The sequence below is a fragment of the Streptomyces sp. AC555_RSS877 genome, assembly GCF_019049245.1.
In the GTDB taxonomy this organism is placed as follows: Bacteria; Actinomycetota; Actinomycetes; order Streptomycetales; family Streptomycetaceae; genus Streptomyces.
Window position 1 is genome coordinate 278,135 of sequence record NZ_JAGMUK010000001.1, and the last position, 19,617, is coordinate 297,751.

Genomic DNA, 19,617 nt, shown 5'->3' on the forward strand with positions numbered 1-19,617 from the left:
CAGGAGGCTATGTCAGGCGCTGCCGGGCGCAGAGGTTAGGTTGGGGGGCCAGGAGAGGGAGGGTCACGGCCAGGTGGAGCGCAGGACGATCGGCGCGGCGGCGCTCACGGTGGGGGCCGTCGGACTCGGGTGCATGCCGATGAGCTGGGCGTACAGCGGTTCGCGGCAGCGTGGTGACGAGTCGCTGCGGGCCGTGCACCGGGCGCTGGACCTGGGCTCGACCCTCCTGGACACGGCGGACATGTACGGCCCGTTCACCAACGAGCTGCTGCTGGGGCGGGCACTGAAGGAGCGGCGCCGGGACGCCTTCGTGTCGACCAAGGTCGGCCTGCTGGTGGGCGAGCAGCACATCGTGGCCAACGGCCGCCCCGGCTATGTGACGCGTGCCTGCGACGCCTCCCTGCGCCGCCTGCAGACGGACGTCATCGACCTCTACCAGCTCCACCGGGCGGACCCCGAGGTGCCCGTCGAGGAGACCTGGGGTGCGATGGCGGAACTCGTCCAGGCCGGAAAGGTACGGTCGTTGGGGCTGTGCGCGATGGGCGCGCGGGGCGGCCGCAGGTCCGGGGCCCGGTTGCACGACGCGACGATCCGGCAGTTGCAGCGCGTCCAGCAGGTCTTCCCGGTGAGCGCGGTGCAGGCCGAGCTGTCGGTGTGGTCGCCGGAGTCGAAGGAGTCCCTGCTGCCGTGGTGCGAGGCGCGCGGCATCGGCTTCCTCGCGGCGATGCCCCTCGGCAACGGGTACCTGACCGGCACGCTCACCCCCGGCGGCGGATTCGAGCCGGACGACGTCCGCGCCCGCCATCCCCGCTTCACCGCGGAGATGATGGCCGCGAACCAGCCGATCGTGGCCGGCCTGCGCCGGGTGGCCCGCCGCCACGGCGAGGACGTCACCTGCGCCCAGGTGGCCCTGGCCTGGGTGCTGGCGCAGGGACGGCACGTGGTCCCGGTGCCGGGCTCGAAACAGGAGCGCTGGGTGACACAGAACGCGGGGGCGGCGACCCTGCGCCTGACGGCCCAGGACCTGGCCGAGGTGGCGGAGCTGCCGGGGGCGCAGGGATCCTGGGAGTAGGGATCGAGGGTCGCCGCGTTGCGTTTTCGGGGATCGGGTTGCGGTGATCGGGAACCTGTGAGGCGCGAGCGGTGTATGACAAGGAGAACCTGCCGCGAGACCGCCCCGTCGAAGGGACCATGATCGTGCAACGTCGAGCTGTGTCGGCCGTATTGGCCGCGACCGCGCTCGTGCTGACGGCCGGCTGCTCCTCCGACAGCGGAGGTGAATCGTCCAGCGGCAGTGACAGCGCCCCACCGAGCAGTACGACTTCGGGGTCGTCGTCGCCCGCGGAACGGACCGCCGACCCCACACCCCCCGCCACGGGCTCGGTGAAGGTCGTCCGCACCGTCGCCGAGGGCCTGAGCACCCCCTGGGGCCTGGCCCCGATCCCGGACGGCGACCTGCTGGTCTCCTCCCGCGACGAGGCCACCCTCACCCGGGTCGACGAGGAGACGGGCAAGAAGACCGAGCTGGGCGAGGTGCCCGGGGTGTCCCCGGCCGGCGAGGGCGGTCTGCTGGGCATCGCCCTCTCCCCGGACTTCGCCTCGGACCACATGGTCTACGCGTACTTCACCTCGGCCTCCGACAACCGCATCGTCCGCATGCTGTACGACGAGGAGAAGCCGGCCGGCGAACAGCTGGGCGCACCGGACACGATCTTCAAGGGCATCCCCAAGGGTGTGATCCACAACGGCGGCCGGATCGCCTTCGGGCCGGACAGGATGCTGTACGCGGGCACGGGGGAGAGCGGTGACACCGGTCTGTCCCAGGACACCAAGTCCCTCGGCGGCAAGATCCTGCGCATGACCCCGGAGGGCGAGCCCGCTCCGGGCAACCCGTTCCCGGGCTCGCCGGTGTATTCGTACGGCCATCGCAATGTGCAGGGCCTCGCCTGGGACGACAAACAGCGACTGTTCGCCTCGGAGTTCGGCCAGGACACCTGGGACGAGCTGAATGCGATCAAGCCCGGCGACAACTACGGCTGGCCGGAGGCGGAGGGCAGGTCGGGCGGCTCCGAGTACCACAACCCGGCAGCCCAGTGGGGCACGGACGAGGCCTCCCCCAGCGGTGTCGCCTACGCGGAGGGCTCCGTCTGGATGGCGGGGCTCAAGGGTCAGCGCCTGTGGCGCGTTCCTCTGAAGGGCACGGAGGCCTCGGCCGATCCGCAGGCGTTCCTGGAAGGCGAGTACGGCCGTCTGCGGACGGTGGTCGCGGCGGGCGGCGACAAGCTGTGGCTCGTCACCAGCAACACGGACGGCCGGGGAGACCCGAAGGCGGGCGACGACCGGATACTGGAGATACAGGTCAGCTAGGGCCTGAGCCGTCCGTGGAGGAGTCTTCCTCGTCCGGCTGCGGCGGCCGTACGACGACTTTCCCGGACGTGAGGTCTATCGGCCCGCGTCCGGGGTCGGCGTCGCCGACGTCCTCCCGGGTGAGCTCCAGCCGTTTCTGCTCGTCGCGGGTGTGTTTGCGGCCGGGGGCGAACAGTTCCTCGAAGGGGTTGAACACGGAGTCTCCCTCAGCCGGTGTCCTGTCCAGCGTAGGCCTCAGGGCGCCGTCCGCATCGTGAGAGTTTTCTCGGACGGGAACAGCCCCAGCCGATGCGCCACCGCCGCCGCCTCGCCGCGGCCGGAGACACCGAGCTTGGCCAGGATGTTCGAGACGTGCACGCTGGCCGTCTTCGGGGAGATGAAGAGCGCCTCGGCTATCTGGCGGTTGGTGCGGCCCGCGGAGACCAGCCGCAGGACGTCGCGTTCCCTGCCGGTGAGGCCGAGGGTGTCGGGCGGGTCGGCGGGGGCGGGCGCCTGCTCGGAGGACCGGTTCACGGGGAGGCGGGCGCGTTGGGCGAGGAGCATGACGGAGTCGGCGAGCGGGCGGGCGCCGAGGTGGGAGGCGACGGCGTGGGCCAGGCGGAGAAGTTCCGTCGCGCGGTCGCGGTGGTCGCCGCCCTCCTCCGACAGCAGCAGGGCCTCGGCCAGGCGGTGGCGGACGCGGGCGAGGTCGTAGGGGCGTTCCAGGACCTCGAAGGCGGTGACCACCTCCGTCCAGGTGTCGGCGCAGGCGCCGCCCTCGGCTCGGAACAGTTCGGCGCGAACCCAGCGTTCGTAGGCCTGCCAGACGGGGACGTGGGTGGGCAGGGACTTGGCCGTGGTGCGGATGCGTTCGAGGATCTCGGGGCGGCCGGGATCGGCGGCGGGCAGGTCGCGGGCGTCGGCCTCCGCGGCGGCCGCGCTGAGCAGCATCCGCCAGACGTAGCGCTGGGTGGCCGGCGGGAAGCCGGCGTCCATGGCGCGTGCGAGTTCGGCGCGGGCGTCCAGGAGGCGGCCCTCGCCCGCGGCGATGCCGATCGCGATGCGGACCAGGGGCAGCTCGTGCTGGGGTGCGCGGTCGTGGTTGCCGAAGTGGCCGCGGGCGGCGGCCAGATGGCCGGCGGCGGCGGTCAGCTCTCCTCTGGCCAGGGTGAGTTCGGCGCGGAGGGTGGCGTGGAAGCCGCGGGGCTTCGCGCTCTGGCCGACGCGTTCGGCCTTGGTTCCCGCTTCGGCGGCGCGGTCCCAGCGGCCCAGGGAGTACAGGGTCTCGGCGTAGTTCCCCCAGATCCAGGCCTCGGAGTCCAGCAGCCCGAACTTCTGGGAGTAGGCGAGGCCTTCCTCCAGGATCGGAACGGCCTGCGTGGAGCGGCCGACGGATTCGAGGGCGTCGGGCAGGTTCACATAGGCGCGGGCCGCGATGGCGGAGATGCCGTACTCGACGGTCCGCCGTTTGACCTCGGACATCTCGGCGAGACCCGCCTCGACGTCACCGGCCTCGACCATGAGCCCGCCGAGTGTGAGGCGGGCGTTCATCTCGGTCTCGCGGACGCCGACCATGCGCGCGTACTCCACGGCGCGTTCGGCGGCCGTGAAGGCATCGGGTCCCGGGGCGTGCACCATGGACCAGTTGGCGACGTTGGCGAGGACCTCGGCGTGCACCTCCGACGGCGGCAGACCGCGTACCAGTTCCTGCGCGGTGGCCAGTTCGGCCCAGCCGTCGCCGCGGGACAGCGCCTGGATCAGTCGCGAGCGCTGGGTCCAGAACCAGGCGGCGCGCAGCGGGTCGTCCTCGTCCTCCAGCAGCCGCAGCGCCCGCTTGGTGATCTTCAGGGCGCGTTCGCGTTCCGAGCACAGCCGTCCGGCGACCGCGGCCTCGGCCATCAGGTCGAGGTAGTGCAGCGAGGCGGTGGCCGGGTCGCAGCCGCCGGAGGTCCCCCCGCGCCTTTCGGGCAGTGCGGGAGCGTGGATCTCGGTGTAGTCGGCGGGCCGGAGCCTGCCGCGGACTTCTTCGGGGGTGGTGTCCCACAGTTCCATCGCGCGTTCCAGCAGCCGCAGTTGTTCGGAGTAGGCGTGCCGGCGGCGGGCGATGACGGAGGCGTCCAGGACGGCGGGCAGGGCCTTGGCGGGGTCGTGGGCGTGGTACCAGTAGCTGGCCAGGCGCATCACGCGTTCACCGGCGGGGACGAGCGTGGGGTCGGCCTCCAGGGCTTGCGCGTAGCGGCGGTTGAGACGGGAGCGTTCGCCGGGCAGCAGGTCGTCGGCGACGGCCTCGCGGACCAGGGAGTGGCGGAAGCGGTAGCCGTCGCCGTCGGGTGCGGCGAGCAGCAGGTTGGCGTTGACGGCGGCCCTGAGCGCCTCGATGAGGTCGTCCTCGGCGAGCCGGGCGACGGCGGCGATCAGCCGGTACTCGACGGTGGAGCCGCCCTCGGCGACGATCCGGGCGACCCGTTGGGCGCTGTCGGGCAGGCTCTCGACGCGGACCAGGAGCAGGTCGCGCAGGGAGTCGGTGAGGCCGGTGCGGCAGCCCTCGTGGGCGGCGACGGCGAGTTCCTCGACGAAGAAGGCGTTGCCGTCGGAGCGTTCGAAGATGTCGTCGACCTGGTCCGGGTCGGGTTCGTGGGCGAGGATGCCGGCGATCTGGCGGCCGACCTCGGCGCGGTTGAAGCGGCCCAGTTCGATGCGGTGGACGGTGCGCAGCCGGTCGAGTTCGGCGAGCAGGGGGCGCAGCGGGTGGCGGCGGTGGATGTCGTCGGCGCGGTAGGTGGCGAGGACGACGAGGCGGCCGGTGCGCAGGGTGCGGAAGAGGTAGGCGAGGAGGTGGCGGGTGGAGGCGTCGGCCCAGTGCAGGTCCTCCAGGGCGACGACGACCGTGCGGTCGGCGGCGACGCGCTCCAGGAGGCGGGCGGTGAGTTCGAAGAGGCGGGCCATGCCCTCCTCGTCGTGCCGGCCGGGGGCGAGCTCGCCGAGTTCGGGCAGCAGCCGGGCGAGTTCCTCCTCCTGTCCGGCGGCCGCGGCGGCCAGCTCGTCGGGCAGCTCGCGGCGCAGGGCCCGCAGGGCGGTGGAGAAGGGGGCGAACGGCAGGCCGTCGGCGCCGATCTCGACACAGCCGCCGAGTGCGACGACGGCACCGCCCCGGCAGGCGGCGGTGGCGAACTCCTCGACGAGGCGGGTCTTGCCGACACCGGCCTCGCCGCCGAGCAGTAACGCCTGCGGCTCGCCCGCGGCAGCGCGGGCGAGCGCGTCGTTCAGCGTGTCCAGCTCATCGATGCGACCGACGAACACCGGACTGACGGACCTGGTCTCCACGGGCCCGAGCATCGCACGCGGGTCCGACAGTGCGGCACCGGTTTTCGCGGGGAGACCCTCCCCCGCCCCGGCGGTCATGCCGTGCGCGGGAACCGGTGCCTGCGGGGGCGGCCGGTATGCACCTCGCCCTCGGCGGCACGTTCGGCCGCCTCGCGGCGGGCGGCGCGGCGGCCGTTGACGGCCTCGCGGGCCAGGCGCTCGTGCTCGGCCCGGCGGATCAGTTCGGCGGAGCGGAGCTGGGCGATCTCGTACTCGTACATGGTGTGTCCCCTGTGTCCCTGGTGAGGCGCCGGTTTCGGCTTCGCTTGCTGCGATGTCTCCACCTTCGTCTCCCAGGCGGGTCCGCCACATCGGGAGAGTTCCGCATCTTCGGCGGCGGGCGGGGCCTTAGACGTGCGTGAGGGGCCTTAGGAGGGCCGTAAGACGCTCACGGCATTCCTAAGACCCCTCGGGTCACGTGGTGTGTCAGCTCGCCGACGGCAGTCCCAGCAGGAAGTCCGTGTACTTCAGGACGGCCAGGAGCAGGCCGATGACGCCGAGCGCGACACCGCCCCAGGCGACCGACTTGATCCACACGGCCTGCGGCTTGCCGGGCGTCCCGAAGGCGGGGCGGGCGAGGACCACGGCACCGACGATCAGCGCGGCGAGGGCGAACAGGCCGGCCCACAGCGCGGTGGTCTTCCAGGCGTCGCCGTACACCTCCTTGACCTGCGTGGCGACGTTCGCGGTGGACGAGGTCCCCAGCTGGCCGATGAGGGTCTCGCGGGCGGCGGCGATGGTGGAGATCCAGCCGCCGGTGAGCGAGACGACGCCGAGCGCGGCGGAGACGACGGCACCGGCACCCTGTCCCACGCCCGTCGGGCCTTCCGCCACGACCGGCTCGAGCTCCTCGTCCAGGTCGTCGGCGTCGGTGCCGGCCTCGGCCTCGGCGGCGGCCTCGGTCTTCGTCACCTCGTCGGTCTTGGTGAGGTCGGTGGCGCCCGTCTTCTCCTCGTCGGTCGTGGCCTCGGCACCCGTCGTGGCACCGGTCTCGTCAGCTGTCTTGGTTCCCATGTCCGGCACCGTACGGATCCTGTCTGAGAGGTTTCTTAACGTTGGCTGTGGGCGGTACGCGCGCGTGCGTCCCGCCACTCGGGCGCGAGAACGGACCACACCTCGAGGTCGTGCCGCACCCCACGATAGGGGTGCGTCTCGCGCCGGACTCCCTCCAGGGTCATCCCCAGCCGCCGGGCCACGTTCAGGCTGGGCGTGTTCCCGGCGGCGGCGATCCACTCGACGCGGTGGATACCGCGCTGCTCGATCGCGAAGTCGAGGAGCACCCGCATCGCCCGGGTGACCAGGCCGCGTCCGGTGCCGGCGGGCTCCAGCCAGCAGCCGACCTCGCAGTTGCCGGTGTCGGCGTGGAAGTTCAGGAAGAGCACACCGCCCACGAGCTGCCCGTTCAGCCACAGGCCGTGCAGGGATCCGGTGTCGGCGGCGCGCATGTCGGCGTACCGCTGGAGCGTCTCGCGCGCGGAGTCCACGTCCGTCGCCTGGGAACCGAAGCTGATGAACTGTCCGATGAACTCGCGCCCCCGGTTCAGGTGCGCCAGGAACTCCTCGGCGTGCCACGGCTCCAGGGGACGCAGTTCGGCTCCGTCGTCACCCAGGGATATCGCGTACATCCTCTTTTTCCCGCCCCTTCGCCAGTACGTCCGCCGCCTCGGCGTCCGTCGCGGCGGCCAGCCTTTCATGGGCGGCACGGCACTCGGGCGGTTCGATGCTGATGCGGGGCATACGGCGGTCCAGCCAGCGCGGCAGCCACCAGTTGGCGCCGCCGAGCAGGTGCATGAGGGCCGGCACCAGCAGCGTACGGAGCACGAAGGCGTCGAGGGCGACGGCGGCGGCGAGCGCGATGCCGAACATGGCGATCACGCGGTCGCCGCTGAGCACGAAGGCGAGGAAGACGGAGATCATGATGACCGCCGCGGAGTTGATCACCCGGCTGGTCTCGGCGAGGCCGACGCGGACGGCACGCCGGTTGTCGCCGGTCTCCAGCCACTCCTCGTACATCCGGCTGACCAGGAAGACCTGGTAGTCCATGGAGAGCCCGAAGAGGACGGACACCATGATCACGGGGAGGAAGGGCTCGATCGGCCCCGCCCGGCCTAGCCCGAGCAGTTCGCTCCCCCAGCCCCACTGGAAGATCGCGACGACGACGCCGAAGGCGGCGGCGACGGCGGCGACGTTCATCACGGCGGCCTTCAGCGGTATGCCGACGGACCGGAAGGCGAGCAGGAGCAGCAGACAGCCGAGGCCGATGACGACGCCGACGAACAGGGGCAGCTTGCCAACGATGACGTCGGCGAAGTCGTCGTAGCCGGCTGTCACCCCGCCGACCTGCACGTCGAGGGCGGTGCCCTTCTCGGCGCGCGGCAGGACCTCGGTGCGCAGCCGGTCGACGAGGTCGCTGGTGCGCTGGGACTGCGGCGACGACTCGGGGACGATCGTGAAGTACGCGGTGTCGCCGCCGGTGTCGTACGTCACCGGTGTCACCGACGCGACGCCCTCGGTGGTGCGGATCGTCGCGTCGAGGTTGTCGAGGGCGAGCTTGTCCTCGGCACCGCCGACGTGGGTGACGAGGGTGAGGGGGCCGTTCACGCCCGGTCCGAAGCCGTCGGCGAGGAGGTCGTAGGCCTGGCGTGTGGTCGACGCCTGCGGGTTGTTGCCCTGGTCGGAGGTGCCCAGGCGGAGTCCGAAGGTGGGCAGGGCGAGGACCGTGATCACGGCCAGGGCGAGCGCGCCGAGCAGCTTGGGGTGGCGCTCCACGAACGCCGACCAGCGGGCGGCGAGCCCGGTCGGCAGCTCGGGCTGGGGCCCGTGTTCCTCGAGGTGGCGCCGCTCGCGCCGGCTGAGGGCGCGCATGCCGATGAAGGACAGCAGGGCGGGCAGCAGGGTCACGGAGGCGGCGACCGTCAGGACGACGGTCAGCGAGGCGGCGATCGCGACGCCGTTGAGGAAGCCGAGTCGCAGGATCAGCATTCCCAGCAGGGCGATGCAAACGGTGGCACCCGCGAAGACCACCGCGCGTCCGGTGGTGGCGACGGCGTTGGTGACCGCCTCCGTCACGGACAGTCCGCGTTTGAGGCCGCGCCGGTGTCTGGTGACGATGAACAGCGCGTAGTCGATGCCGACCCCGAGCCCGATCAGCATCCCGAGCATGGGCGCGAAGTCGGCGACGGTCATCACGTGCCCGAGCAGCCCGATCCCGGCGTACGCCGTGCCCACGCTGACCAGCGCGGTGGCGATGGGCAGCAGCGAGGCGGCGAGCGAGCCGAAGGCGAGGAACAGGACGACGGCGGCGACGACCACGCCGACCACCTCGGCGAGGTGGCCGCCGGACGATTCGGTGAGCCCGATCGCGCTGCCGCCCAGCTCCACCCGGAGCCCGTCGCTCTCGGCGTCCTCGGCGGCGCTGACGACGGCCTGTGCCTCGCCCTGGTCGATGGTCTCGGCCGGGTCGTCGAAGGTGACCGTGGCGTAGGCGGTGTGTCCGTCCGCGCTGATCCGGGCGGCGCCCTGCTCGGCGTAGGGGCCGGACACGTCGGCCACGCCGGGCAGGGCCTCGATCCGGTCCAGGGTGCGGGTCATGACCTGCTCGACGTCGGCGGCGCGGACGGTGTTGGACGTGGTGTGCCAGACCACGGTGTCGCTGTCGCCGCCGAGGTCCGGGAAGCCGTCACGCAGCAGCTGGGTGGCGCGGCCCGACTCGGTGCCGGGGACCTCGTAGTCGTTCGAGTAGGCGGAGCCTGCGACCGCGGCGGCTGTGCTCACTCCGCCGAGGGCGATGAGCCACAGGAGAACGACGACGAGGCGTCGTTGGACACACCAGCGTGCGAGGGCTGCCACGAACGTGCTCCCGGGGGGTATTTGTGGATCTTTGACCGGGAACAGTCGTTCATAAGACGTCGTTTGATTACATGATGTGAACGGCCCGCAAAGAACGCATGAGCAATGTGAGGACCACTCTTGCAGGCGAAAGTGATCGTTTGCCTCGTTCGTGGGCTTATTCACAGGAGTGGGAGGCAGATCACAGGACAGTAACGGGCACTCTGTCACCTCAGTCGAACTGATCGCCCAGCGCCATCACCATCACACCGCCGACCAGCAGCCACAGGGCCCGCCGGGTGCGACCCCGGGACCCGAGGACCGACGCCAGCCCGCACACGGCCGCGCCGAAAGCGTACGCGGCCGGGACCAGCGTGGGTGCGGAACCGGTCAGGCGCAGCGTCGACGCGGCGAGGCCCGCGATCGCCAGCACCGCCCCCGTCGCCGCCGCCGTCCAGCGTGCCCGCCGGGCGTCCTCGGCCGGGTCTCCGACGTCGTGCATCTCGGAATCACCGCGTCCACTCATGGCGGGCGAGCGTAGCGCGTCCCGCCGAGAAACCCGGATGCGGGGCCTGGCGGCCGACTGCTAGCTTCCGCAGGTCCCTCGTCCTCGCGGCCCCTCGCCGCCGGCCTGAGCAGGTGCGTTGTTTGAGCGTCCGACCGAGCTCCTCCGTATCCCTTTCCGCTTCCCCGGACTCAAGGAGCCCGTTCACCGATGCCAGACAACACCCCGAAGCCCTCGAATGAGGACCTCACCAAGCGGCTGAGCAACGCCCGCTACCCGCGCAGCAACGGCTACGACGTCCGCTGGACCATCGAGAACCAGATGGGCCCGCACGCGCTGTGGCTGCTGGAGTGGCTCGCGCCCGCTCTCGGCCTGGACGCCCTGCGCCCCGGCGCCCGCGTCCTCGACCTGGGCTGCGGCCGGGCCATGACTTCGGTCTTCCTGGCCAGGGAGTACGACGCCCAGGTCACCGCGGCCGATCTCTGGGTCGCGCCCGACGAGAACGCCCGGCGGATCGCCGAGGCCGGTTTCGCCGACCGTGTGCTGCCCGTGCACGCCGAGGCGCACGACCTGCCGTTCGCCGAGGGCAGCTTCGACGCGATCGTGAGCATCGACGCCTACCAGTACTTCGGCACCAACGACCTCTATCTGCCCACGCTGACCCGGCTGTTGAAGCCGGGCGGGCGGATCGGTGTCGTCGTGCCCGCGCTGCGGGAGGAGCCGGAGGGCGCCGAGCCGCCGGAGCACCTGAAGCCGTTCTGGGACCCCGGCTTCTGGGCCTTCCACACGCCCGCCTGGTGGCGCCGCCACTGGACCCGCAGCGGGACCGTGGAGGTCGAGACCGCCGACTGGCTGGAGGACGGCTGGAAGGACTGGCTGCTGTGGAGCGAGGTGTGCGCCGAGGAGAGCCCGAGCGAGTTCATGGCGGGCATGGCCCGTGAGTCGGTGGAGCTGCTGCACGCCGACGAGGGCCGCGCACTGGGCTTCGCACGCGTGGTCGGCCGCCGCCGGTAAGGAACGCCGGTCGACACGCCGGTCGACACGCCGGTAAATGAGACACCGGGGGACGCATCGCAGCGGATGCGTCCCCCGGTGCTCACGGCCAAGGGGCCGACAAGGGACTCAGCCCTCGCTGACGCCCAGCTTCTCCAGGATCAGTTCCTTGACCCGAGCCGCGTCCGCCTGCCCGCGCGTGGCCTTCATGACCGCGCCCACCAGGGCACCGGCCGCGGCCACCTTGCCGCCGCGGATCTTGTCCGCGACGCCCGGGTTGCCGGCGATGGCCTCCTCGACGGCGGTGGTGAGGGCGCCCTCGTCGGAGACGACCTTCAGACCGCGCTTCTCGACGACCTCGTCCGGGGTGCCTTCGCCCGCGAGGACGCCTTCGATGACCTGACGGGCCAGCTTGTCGTTCAGGTCACCGGAGGAGACCAGCTTGCTGACGCGGGCGACCTGCTCCGGCGTGATCGCCAGCTCGTCGAGCGAGCGACCCGACTCGTTGGCGCTGCGGGCCAGTTCACCCATCCACCACTTGCGGGCGGAGGCCGCGTCGCCACCGGCCTCGATGGTCGCGACGATCGGCTCCAGCGCACCGGCGTTGAGGATCGCCTGCATCTCGGTGCCGCTGATGCCCCACTCCTCGCGCAGGCGGTTGCGGCGGACCAGCGGCAGCTCCGGCAGACTGGAACGGATCTCCTCGACCCACTCGCGCGTCGGCGCCACCGGAACCAGGTCCGGCTCCGGGAAGTACCGGTAGTCCTCGGCCTCCTCCTTGACGCGGCCCGAGGTCGTCGACCCCGTGTCCTCGTGGAAGTGCCGGGTCTCCTGGATGATCGTCCCGCCGCTGTTCAGCACGGCCGCGTGCCGCTGGATCTCGAAGCGGGCCGCCCGCTCCACCGACCGCAGCGAGTTGACGTTCTTCGTCTCGGACCGCGTGCCGAACTTCTCCCGGCCGTGCGGGCGCAGCGACAGGTTCACGTCGCAGCGCATCTGGCCCATTTCCATCCGGGCCTCGGAGACGCCGAGCGCCTTGATGACCTCACGCAGCTCACGGACGTACGCCTTCGCCACCTCGGGAGCGCGCTCGCCCGCGCCTTCGATCGGCTTGGTGACGATCTCGATGAGCGGGATGCCGGCGCGGTTGTAGTCCAGGAGCGAGTGCGAGGCGCCGTGGATACGGCCCGTCGCGCCACCGACGTGCATGGACTTGCCGGTGTCCTCCTCCATGTGGGCGCGCTCGATCTCCACGCGGAAGGTCTCGCCGTCCTCCAGCTGCACGTCGAGGTAGCCGTTGAAGGCGATCGGCTCGTCGTACTGGGAGGTCTGGAAGTTCTTCGGCATGTCCGGATAGAAGTAGTTCTTCCGGGCGAAACGGCACCACTCGGCGATCTCGCAGTTCAGCGCGAGACCGATCCTGATCGCGGACTCGACACCGGTCGCGTTGACGACCGGGAGCGAGCCGGGCATGCCGAGGCAGGTCGGGCAGGTCTGCGAGTTGGGCTCGGCGCCCAGCTCGGTCGAACAGCCGCAGAACATCTTCGTCCTGGTGCCGAGTTCGACGTGGACCTCGAGGCCCATGACGGGGTCGTACGACGCCAGCGCGTCCTCGTACGACTCCAGGTCGGTCGTGGTGGTCACGGTGAAACTTCCCTCTCAGCCCAGCAGGACGTCGTCGTCGCCCAGCCGCTTCAGCTCGCGGTAGAGGATGGCGAGGCCGGTGACGATGGCGACGGCGGACACGGTGGCGTCGATCAGGACCAGGGTGTCCTTGTCGGCGCGGGCCTTCTTGAGCCGCTTGGCGACGCCGAACGCGCCGAACGCGGTCCCGGCGATGGACAGGTACGTACCGGACTTGGACTTCTTGAAGCCCTTGGCCTTGGTCAGTGCACTCACAGCGACGGAGCCTCCTCGATCAACGGGTGTCCCCACCTTTCCACGAAGGCGGCCTCGACGGCGGCGCCGACCTTGTAAAGCCGCTCGTCCTTCAGCGCGGGGGCGATGATCTGCAGCCCGACCGGGAGGTTGTCCTCCGGGGCGAGACCGCAGGGCAGCGACATGGCCGCGTTGCCCGCCAGGTTGGTCGGGATGGTGCACAGGTCCGCGAGGTACATCGCCATCGGGTCGTCGGCACGCTCGCCGATCGGGAAGGCGGTGGTCGGCGTGGTCGGCGAGACGATCACGTCGACCTGCTCGAACGCCTTCTCGAAGTCGCGGGTGATGAGCGTACGGACCTTCTGGGCGCTGCCGTAGTACGCGTCGTAGTAGCCGCTCGACAGGGCGTAGGTGCCGAGCATGATGCGGCGCTTGACCTCGGGGCCGAAGCCCGCCTCACGGGTGAGGGAGGTGACCTCCTCGGCCGAGTGGGTGCCGTCGTCGCCGGTCCGCAGGCCGTAGCGCAGGCCGTCGAAGCGGGCGAGGTTGGACGAGCACTCGGAGGGCGCGATGAGGTAGTACGCCGACAGGGCGAGGTCGAAGGACGGGCAGTCCAGCTCGACGATCTCGGCGCCCAGCTCCTTGAGGAGGGCGACGGACTCGTCGAACCGCTGGATGACGCCGGCCTGGTAGCCCTCGCCGCGGAACTGCTTGACCACGCCGACGCGCATGCCCTCGACGCTGCCGTTGCGGGCGGCCTCGACGACCGGCGGGACCGGGGCGTCGATGGAGGTGGAGTCGAGCGGGTCGTGCCCGGCGATGACCTCGTGCAGGAGGGCCGCGTCCAGGACCGTACGGGCGCAGGGGCCGCCCTGGTCGAGGGAGGAGGAGAAGGCGACCATGCCGTAGCGGGAGACCGCCCCGTACGTCGGCTTCACGCCGACCGTGCCGGTGACGGCGGCCGGCTGGCGGATGGAGCCGCCGGTGTCGGTGCCGATGGCCAGTGGCGCCTGGAAGGAGGCGAGCGCGGCGGAGGAACCGCCGCCGGAGCCGCCGGGGATCCTGGTGAGGTCCCAGGGGTTGCCGGTCGGGCCGTAGGCGCTGTTCTCCGTCGACGACCCCATGGCGAACTCGTCCATGTTGGTCTTGCCGAGGATGACGACGTCGGCGGCCTTCAGCTTCTTCGTGACGGTCGCGTCGTACGGCGGGATCCAGCCCTCGAGGATCTTCGAACCGACGGTCGTCGGGACGCCCTCGGTGGTGAAGATGTCCTTGAGCGCGAGGGGAACGCCCGCCAGCGGACCGAGCTTCTCCCCCCTGGCCCGCTTCTCGTCGACGGCACGGGCCTGGGCGAGGGCCCCCTCGCGGTCGACGTGCAGGAAGGCGTGCACCTTCTCGTCGACGGCCTCGATGCGGGCCAGGTGGGCCTCGGTGACCTCGACCGCGGTGAGCTCGCCGGAGGCGATCTTCGCGGCGGTCTCGGCGGCCGTGAGCTTGATGATGGTGACGTTGTCCGTCATGGCGGTTAGTCCTCCCCCAGGATCTGCGGCACCTTGAAACGCTGCTGCTCCTGGGCCGGGGCGCCGGAGAGCGCCTGCTCGGGGGTGAGCGACGGACGGACCTCGTCCGCCCGCATGACGTTCGTCAACGGGAGCGGGTGCGAGGTCGGCGGTACGTCTTGGTCGGCGACCTCACTGACGCGGGCGACCGCGCCGATGATGTCGTCCAGCTGTCCCGCGAAGTGCTCGAGCTCTTCGGGCTTCAGCTCCAGACGCGCCAGCCGGGCGAGGTGGGCGACCTCCTCGCGCGTGATGCCAGGCATGCAGCGATCCTCAGGGGTGAGTGAGTGTGGTTTGGGGCCAATCCTATGGGGCGGCGGCCTGTGGCCGTTAAACGGTTACGCGAGCGCTCGTCACCCGTCCGTCCGCCGCCTGCTTCCTGCGGCCGCCGAGTGCCCTCAAGAAGTTACTCCGCGGCCGGCAACGCCGCCCGCGGCCGCTGCCACCCCCGCGACCCGCGCGCCCGCAGCCACGCCGTCGTCTCCTCCGGCGGCATCGCGGCCGCGACCAGCCAGCCCTGTACGGCGTCACAGCCCATGTCCCGCAGCCGCTCCCAGGTCTCGTCGTCCTCGACACCTTCCGCGACGACGAGCAGGCCCAGGGAGTGCGCGAGGTCGACGGTGCAGCGCACGATCTCCGCGTCCTCGGTGTCGACGGCCAGCCGGGCGACGAACGAGCGGTCGATCTTCAGTTCGCTGACGGGGAGCCGGCGCAGGTGGACCAGCGAGGAGTAGCCGGTGCCGAAGTCGTCCAGGGACATCTTCACGCCGTGGCCGGTCAGCGCGGCGAGGGTGTCGGCGGCGCGCTGCGGGTCCTCCAGGAGGACGTGTTCCGTTATCTCCAGTTGGAGCGCTCCCGCCGGGACGCCATGACGGGCCAGCCGGGCGGCCACCGAGCCCGCGAAGCCGGGCGTGTGGACGTCGCGCGGGGAGACGTTGACCGCGACCGGGACGAACAGCCCCTGCGAGCGCCACTCGGCGACCTGGGCGAGGGCCGTGTCCAGCACGTACTCGGTGAGGTGGGGCATCAGGCCGGACGACTCGGCGATGGCGATGAACTCGTCCGGCGGGACCTTGCCCCGCTCGGGGTGCACCCAGCGCACCAGGGCTTCGAGGCCGGCCACCTGTCCGTCGAAGCGGACCTTGGGCTGGTAGTGCAGCTCGACCTCGCGCGCGTCGAGGGCCCGGCGCAGATCGCCCAGCAGGCCAAGCCGGTCCGGGGTGTTGGAATCCCGCTTGGACTCGTAGACCTCGACGCCCGTACGGTCCCGCTTCGCCTGGTACATCGCGACGTCCGCCCGCCGCAGCAGCCCCTCGGCGTCCAGGGCGTGGTCCGGGAAGACCGCGACTCCGGCGCTGGCCTCCAGGACGAGGGTGAGGCCGTCGAGGTCGAGCGGGGAGCTGAGGGCGGCGACGAGGCCGCGGGCGACCCGGGTCGCGGAGGTCGTGGAGTCGGCGACCGGCAGTAAGACGGCGAACTCGTCGCCGCCGAGCCGGGCGGCCTCCGCACCGCGCGGCAGCGCCAGCCGGAGCCGGTCGGCTATCTGGAGGAGCAGCCGGTCACCGGCGAGATGACCCAGTGTGTCGTTGACCGACCGGAAGCGGTCCAGGTCGATCAGCATCAGGGCGGAGCGGGCGCCGATGCGTTCGGCGTCGTCCAGGGCCGTCCAGATGCGCTCCAGCAGCCACTGGCGGTTGGGAAGCCCGGTCAGGGGATCACGCAGCTGTTCCTCGGCCCGGGCCCGGGCTATCCACAGGGTGGAGTCGAGGGCGACGAGGGGGATGGCGAACATCGGCAGCAGGATGGGCTTGGCGCTGGCGACCACGCAGACCAGGGGTGCGATACCGAGCAGCGCGACCGCGACCAGGCCCTGCCTGACCAGGGCGGTGCGGGCGACGGTGGGCAGTCCGCCCGAGCGCGGGGCGTTCAGGTACCAGCCCAGGGTGCGGGTGACCGCGAGGTAGGCGACCGCGACCAGCACCACCTCGGGGGCGGTGTAGAGGGTCCAGGTCTCGGGGTCCCAGGGGTGCTCGACGGACGGCACCCGGCCGAACGCGCCCAGCACCAGGGCTCCGGCGCCGATGCCGAGGATGTCCACCGCGCCGTGCAGGACGCCCTGGCGCCAGCGTCCGCGGCGGGCCACGCCGACCAGCAGGACGACGGTGAGGCTGACCATTCCGGACGGCACCCAGCCGTAGAGCAGCAGGACGGCGAGGGTGAGCGCGGCGCCGGATCCGGTGCCGCCCCACCAGCGGGCCCGGCCGAGTGCGACCAGGTGGCCGACGATGACGCCGGTCAGCACGGCCAGCGACCAGCCGACGGTGCCGGACGGGAAGAGCGCGTGGCCGTCGTTGAAGGCCCGGTAGAAGCCGGCGCCCAGCACGAACCCGGCCGCCGCGACGACCGCCGTGGGCAGCGCGGGCCACGGCAGGTGCCGTTCCGCCTCGGCGTCCTGCTGCCCGGATGTGCGTTCGCCGGTGTGCTGGGAGGGGCCGGGGCCGTCGGTCTGCGTGTAGGGTCCGGCCGGGTAGTGTCCGGCAGGGCGCCCCTCCGCGCCGGGACGCTCCGCGGGCCGCCCGCTCCGCATGCTCTCTCGCCATGCGCCGACCATCCGGCGCAGGCGCAGCCGTGAGTCCGGGGCGGCGCTCTCGCTCGGTTCCATTCCCGTCCCTCTCACAGCCGGCGGTGCCCACGCCACGCGGTCCGATGCCCGACAACACTCGACGGTGCCGCGTTGGAAAACCCTTCCCCGTGCTCTTCATGACTCCTCAAGAGCAAAGGGATGCCCCGACCGCAGCTGGGCACGGCAGGCGCACATCTCAACAGTAGGCCGCAGAAGGCTTCCACGGGCACCGGTCGTCGACGGTTGCCCGAATGCGCCCCGGCCACCCGTATGCATCTGGTATGCGCCGATCGGGTGGCCTTCAACCGCTACTCCTCGCTACTCCTGAGCCGGAAGGGCGACTTCGGCCGCCGCCTCCGGGCCCTGTTCCAGCAGGACGTCGAAGCCGTCCTCGTTCAGCACGGGCACCTTGAGCTGCATCGCCTTGTCGTACTTCGAACCTGGATTGTCACCCACTACGACGAAAGACGTCTTCTTCGAAACAGAACCGGTCACTTTCGCGCCACGAATCTGCAACGCCTCCTTGGCGCCATCGCGGGTGAAGCGTTCGAGTGTGCCGGTCACGACGACGGTGAGCCCTGCGAGCGGACGCGGGCCCTCGTCCTCGCCGGAGCCCTCCTCCTCCATCCGGACGCCGGCGGCCTTCCACTTGCGCAGGATCTCCTGGTGCCACTCCTCGGAGAACCACTCTTTGAGTGATTTCGCGATGATCGGGCCGACGCCGTCGGTGTTCGCAAGCTCCTCCTCGGAGGCCTGCTCGATGCGGTCGACGGAGCGGAACTCGCGGGCCAGCGCCTCGGCGGCGACCGGCCCCACATGACGGATCGACAGACCGGTGAGGACGCGGGCGAGCGGGCGCTGCTTCGCGGCCGCGATGTTCTCCAGCATGGCGAGCGCGTTCTTTCTCGGCTCGCCCTGCTGGTTGGCGAAGACGGTGGCGACCTTCTCCTCGCCGGTCTTCGGGTCACGCTTGGGCAGGCCGCTGTCCTGGTCGAGGACGTACGCCTTGATGGGCAGCAGCCGCTCGATGGTGAGGTCGAACAGGTCGCCCTCGTCGGACAGCGGCGGCTCGGCGGGCTCCAGCGGCTTGGTGAGAGCCGCGGCGGCGACGTACCCGAAGTGCTCGATGTCGAGCGACTTGCGGCCCGCGAGATAGAACAGTCGTTCGCGCAACTGGGCCGGGCAGGTGCGGGCGTTCGGGCAGCGGAGGTCGATGTCGCCCTCCTTCATCGGCCTCAGCGGTGTGTCGCACTCGGGGCACTTCGACGGCATGACGAAGGGCTCCTCGCTGCCGTCGCGCAGGTCGACGACCGGGCCGAGGATCTCCGGGATGACGTCACCTGCCTTGCGCAGCACCACGGTGTCGCCGATCAGCACGCCCTTGGCCTTGACGACTTCCTGGTTGTGCAGGGTCGCGAACTCCACCTCGGAGCCCGCGACGGTGACCGGTTCGACCTGGGCGTACGGAGTGATCCGGCCCGTACGGCCCACGCCCACGCGGATGTTGATGAGCTTGGTGTTCACCTCTTCGGGCGCGTATTTGTATGCGATCGCCCAGCGCGGGGCGCGCGAGGTGGAGCCCAGCCGTCCCTGGAGCGGGATCTCGTCGAGCTTGACGACGACTCCGTCGATCTCGTGCTCCACGGAGTGCCGGTTCTCGCCGTAGTACGCGATGAACTCCCGTACGCCGTCGAGGCCGTCGACCACCTTGTTGTGGCGGGAAGTGGGCAGGCCCCAGGTCTTCAGCAGGTCGTAGCCCTGGGAGAGGCGGGTCATGCCGTCGAAGCCCTCCAGGGCTCCGATGCCGTGCACGACCATGTGGAGGGGGCGGGTGGCGGTGACGCGCGGGTCCTTCTGGCGCAGCGAACCGGCCGCCGCGTTGCGCGGGTTGGCGAAGGGCTTGTCGCCCGCCTCGACCAGGCGGGCGTTGAGCTCCTCGAACTTCTCCATCGGGAAGTAGACCTCGCCGCGGATCTCCACCAGGTCCGGGACGCGGTCGCCGGTCAGACGGTCCGGGATCTCCGCGATGGTGCGGACGTTGGGCGTGATGTCCTCGCCGGTGCGGCCGTCGCCTCGCGTCGCGGCGCGCGCGAGGCGGCCGTGCTCATACGTCAGGTTGACGGCGAGCCCGTCGACCTTGAGCTCGCACAGCAGGTGGTAGTCGGGCGCGCCGACGTCCTTGGCGACGCGCTCGGCCCAGGCTGCGAGCTCCTCGTCACTGAAGGCGTTGTCGAGCGAGAGCATGCGGGAGCGGTGCTGGACCGCCGTGAACTCCGTCGCGTACGCCCCCGCGACCTTCTGGGTCGGCGAGTCCGGCGTGCGCAGCTCGGGGTGCTCCTCCTCCAGCGCCTCCAGGGTGCGCAGGAGCTTGTCGAACTCCGCGTCGCTGACGACCGGAGCGTCCTTCACGTAGTACCGGAAGCGGTGCTCCTCGATCTGCTCAGCGAGCTGCGCGTGCTTCTCCCGTGCCTCGGCGGGCACCGTCGTCTCCGCTTGCTCTTCGCCGGCCACCGTGTTGTCCT

Annotated in this window: 16 protein-coding genes; 3 read left to right on the forward strand and 13 right to left on the reverse strand. The window is 71.2% G+C overall.

Annotation, left to right across the window (positions count from 1 at the left end):
- Positions 1-73: 73 nt before the first annotated feature.
- Entirely contained in the window at positions 74-1,072 is a 999-nt protein-coding gene (locus tag KUM49_RS01240) for an aldo/keto reductase (protein ID WP_217234738.1), read from the forward strand.
- Positions 1,073-1,191: 119 nt separating this feature from the next.
- Complete coding sequence (locus KUM49_RS01245; protein WP_217234739.1) at positions 1,192-2,367, forward strand: sorbosone dehydrogenase family protein; 1,176 nt, start codon at positions 1,192-1,194, stop codon at positions 2,365-2,367.
- On the opposite strand, the gene KUM49_RS01250 is transcribed toward KUM49_RS01245, so the two are convergent.
- The 7 genes from KUM49_RS01250 to KUM49_RS01280 all read right to left on the reverse strand — a co-directional run bounded on the left by KUM49_RS01250 (position 2,360) and on the right by KUM49_RS01280 (position 10,063).
- Entirely contained in the window at positions 2,360-2,563 is a 204-nt protein-coding gene (locus tag KUM49_RS01250; RefSeq protein WP_217234740.1) for a DUF6191 domain-containing protein, read from the reverse strand. The two genes, KUM49_RS01245 and KUM49_RS01250, sit on opposite strands and share 8 nt — an antisense overlap.
- A gap of 38 nt (positions 2,564-2,601) precedes the next feature.
- The gene (locus KUM49_RS01255; RefSeq protein ID WP_217234741.1) at positions 2,602-5,682 is read right to left on the reverse strand and encodes an AAA family ATPase; all 3,081 of its coding nucleotides are present in this window, start codon (positions 5,680-5,682) and stop codon (positions 2,602-2,604) included.
- A 62-nt stretch (positions 5,683-5,744) separates the two neighbouring features.
- Entirely contained in the window at positions 5,745-5,930 is a 186-nt protein-coding gene (locus KUM49_RS01260) for a hypothetical protein (RefSeq protein WP_217234742.1), read from the reverse strand.
- Between the two features lie 205 nt (positions 5,931-6,135).
- Positions 6,136-6,723 carry a hypothetical protein gene (locus KUM49_RS01265; RefSeq protein WP_217234743.1) on the reverse strand — a complete coding sequence of 196 codons (588 nt, stop codon included), beginning with the start codon at positions 6,721-6,723 and terminating at the stop codon, positions 6,136-6,138.
- A 35-nt stretch (positions 6,724-6,758) separates the two neighbouring features.
- Entirely contained in the window at positions 6,759-7,334 is a 576-nt protein-coding gene (locus tag KUM49_RS01270) for a GNAT family N-acetyltransferase (RefSeq protein WP_217234744.1), read from the reverse strand.
- Positions 7,312-9,558 carry an MMPL family transporter gene (locus KUM49_RS01275; RefSeq protein WP_217234745.1) on the reverse strand — a complete coding sequence of 749 codons (2,247 nt, stop codon included), beginning with the start codon at positions 9,556-9,558 and terminating at the stop codon, positions 7,312-7,314. Before KUM49_RS01275 ends, KUM49_RS01270 begins: the two co-directional genes overlap by 23 nt.
- 211 nt (positions 9,559-9,769) lie before the next feature.
- A complete protein-coding gene (locus tag KUM49_RS01280) occupies positions 9,770-10,063 on the reverse strand; it encodes a hypothetical protein (protein WP_217234746.1) in 294 nt (97 codons plus the stop codon).
- Between the two features lie 189 nt (positions 10,064-10,252).
- Here KUM49_RS01280 and KUM49_RS01285 point away from each other — a divergent pair, with 189 nt between their 5' ends.
- The gene (locus KUM49_RS01285; RefSeq protein ID WP_217234747.1) at positions 10,253-11,056 is read left to right on the forward strand and encodes a cyclopropane-fatty-acyl-phospholipid synthase family protein; all 804 of its coding nucleotides are present in this window, start codon (positions 10,253-10,255) and stop codon (positions 11,054-11,056) included.
- A gap of 108 nt (positions 11,057-11,164) precedes the next feature.
- On the opposite strand, the gene gatB is transcribed toward KUM49_RS01285, so the two are convergent.
- The 6 genes from gatB to ligA all read right to left on the reverse strand — a co-directional run bounded on the left by gatB (position 11,165) and on the right by ligA (position 19,606).
- Positions 11,165-12,679 (reverse strand): Asp-tRNA(Asn)/Glu-tRNA(Gln) amidotransferase subunit GatB, encoded by a 1,515-nt coding sequence (gatB, locus tag KUM49_RS01290; protein WP_217234748.1) that lies wholly within the window; start codon positions 12,677-12,679, stop codon positions 11,165-11,167.
- 15 nt (positions 12,680-12,694) lie between these two features.
- Entirely contained in the window at positions 12,695-12,934 is a 240-nt protein-coding gene (locus tag KUM49_RS01295; RefSeq protein ID WP_030040520.1) for a hypothetical protein, read from the reverse strand.
- Entirely contained in the window at positions 12,931-14,433 is a 1,503-nt protein-coding gene (gene gatA / locus KUM49_RS01300; RefSeq protein WP_217234749.1) for an Asp-tRNA(Asn)/Glu-tRNA(Gln) amidotransferase subunit GatA, read from the reverse strand. Before gatA ends, KUM49_RS01295 begins: the two co-directional genes overlap by 4 nt.
- 5 nt (positions 14,434-14,438) lie before the next feature.
- On the reverse strand, positions 14,439-14,735 hold the full coding sequence (gatC, locus tag KUM49_RS01305) for an Asp-tRNA(Asn)/Glu-tRNA(Gln) amidotransferase subunit GatC (protein ID WP_007384860.1): 297 nt from the start codon (positions 14,733-14,735) through the stop codon (positions 14,439-14,441).
- 143 nt (positions 14,736-14,878) lie between these two features.
- On the reverse strand, positions 14,879-17,134 hold the full coding sequence (locus KUM49_RS01310; protein WP_217234750.1) for a bifunctional diguanylate cyclase/phosphodiesterase: 2,256 nt from the start codon (positions 17,132-17,134) through the stop codon (positions 14,879-14,881).
- A 279-nt stretch (positions 17,135-17,413) separates the two neighbouring features.
- Entirely contained in the window at positions 17,414-19,606 is a 2,193-nt protein-coding gene (gene ligA, locus KUM49_RS01315) for an NAD-dependent DNA ligase LigA (protein WP_217234751.1), read from the reverse strand.
- Between the last annotated feature and the right edge of the window lie 11 nt (positions 19,607-19,617).

Excerpts from the sequence above, each read along its gene's own strand:
- KUM49_RS01245 (WP_217234739.1), top strand. The coding sequence starts at position 1,192 with ATGATCGTGCAACGTCGAGCTGTGTCGGCCGTATTGGCCGCGACCGCG.
- KUM49_RS01255 (WP_217234741.1), bottom strand. The coding sequence starts at position 5,682 with ATGCTCGGGCCCGTGGAGACCAGGTCCGTCAGTCCGGTGTTCGTCGGT.
- KUM49_RS01260 (WP_217234742.1), bottom strand. The coding sequence starts at position 5,930 with ATGTACGAGTACGAGATCGCCCAGCTCCGCTCCGCCGAACTGATCCGC.
- KUM49_RS01265 (WP_217234743.1), bottom strand. The coding sequence starts at position 6,723 with ATGGGAACCAAGACAGCTGACGAGACCGGTGCCACGACGGGTGCCGAG.
- KUM49_RS01270 (WP_217234744.1), bottom strand. The coding sequence starts at position 7,334 with ATGTACGCGATATCCCTGGGTGACGACGGAGCCGAACTGCGTCCCCTG.
- KUM49_RS01280 (WP_217234746.1), bottom strand. The coding sequence starts at position 10,063 with ATGAGTGGACGCGGTGATTCCGAGATGCACGACGTCGGAGACCCGGCC.
- KUM49_RS01285 (WP_217234747.1), top strand. The coding sequence starts at position 10,253 with ATGCCAGACAACACCCCGAAGCCCTCGAATGAGGACCTCACCAAGCGG.
- gatA (WP_217234749.1), bottom strand. The coding sequence starts at position 14,433 with ATGACGGACAACGTCACCATCATCAAGCTCACGGCCGCCGAGACCGCC.
- gatC (WP_007384860.1), bottom strand. The coding sequence starts at position 14,735 with ATGCCTGGCATCACGCGCGAGGAGGTCGCCCACCTCGCCCGGCTGGCG.
- KUM49_RS01310 (WP_217234750.1), bottom strand. The coding sequence starts at position 17,134 with ATGGAACCGAGCGAGAGCGCCGCCCCGGACTCACGGCTGCGCCTGCGC.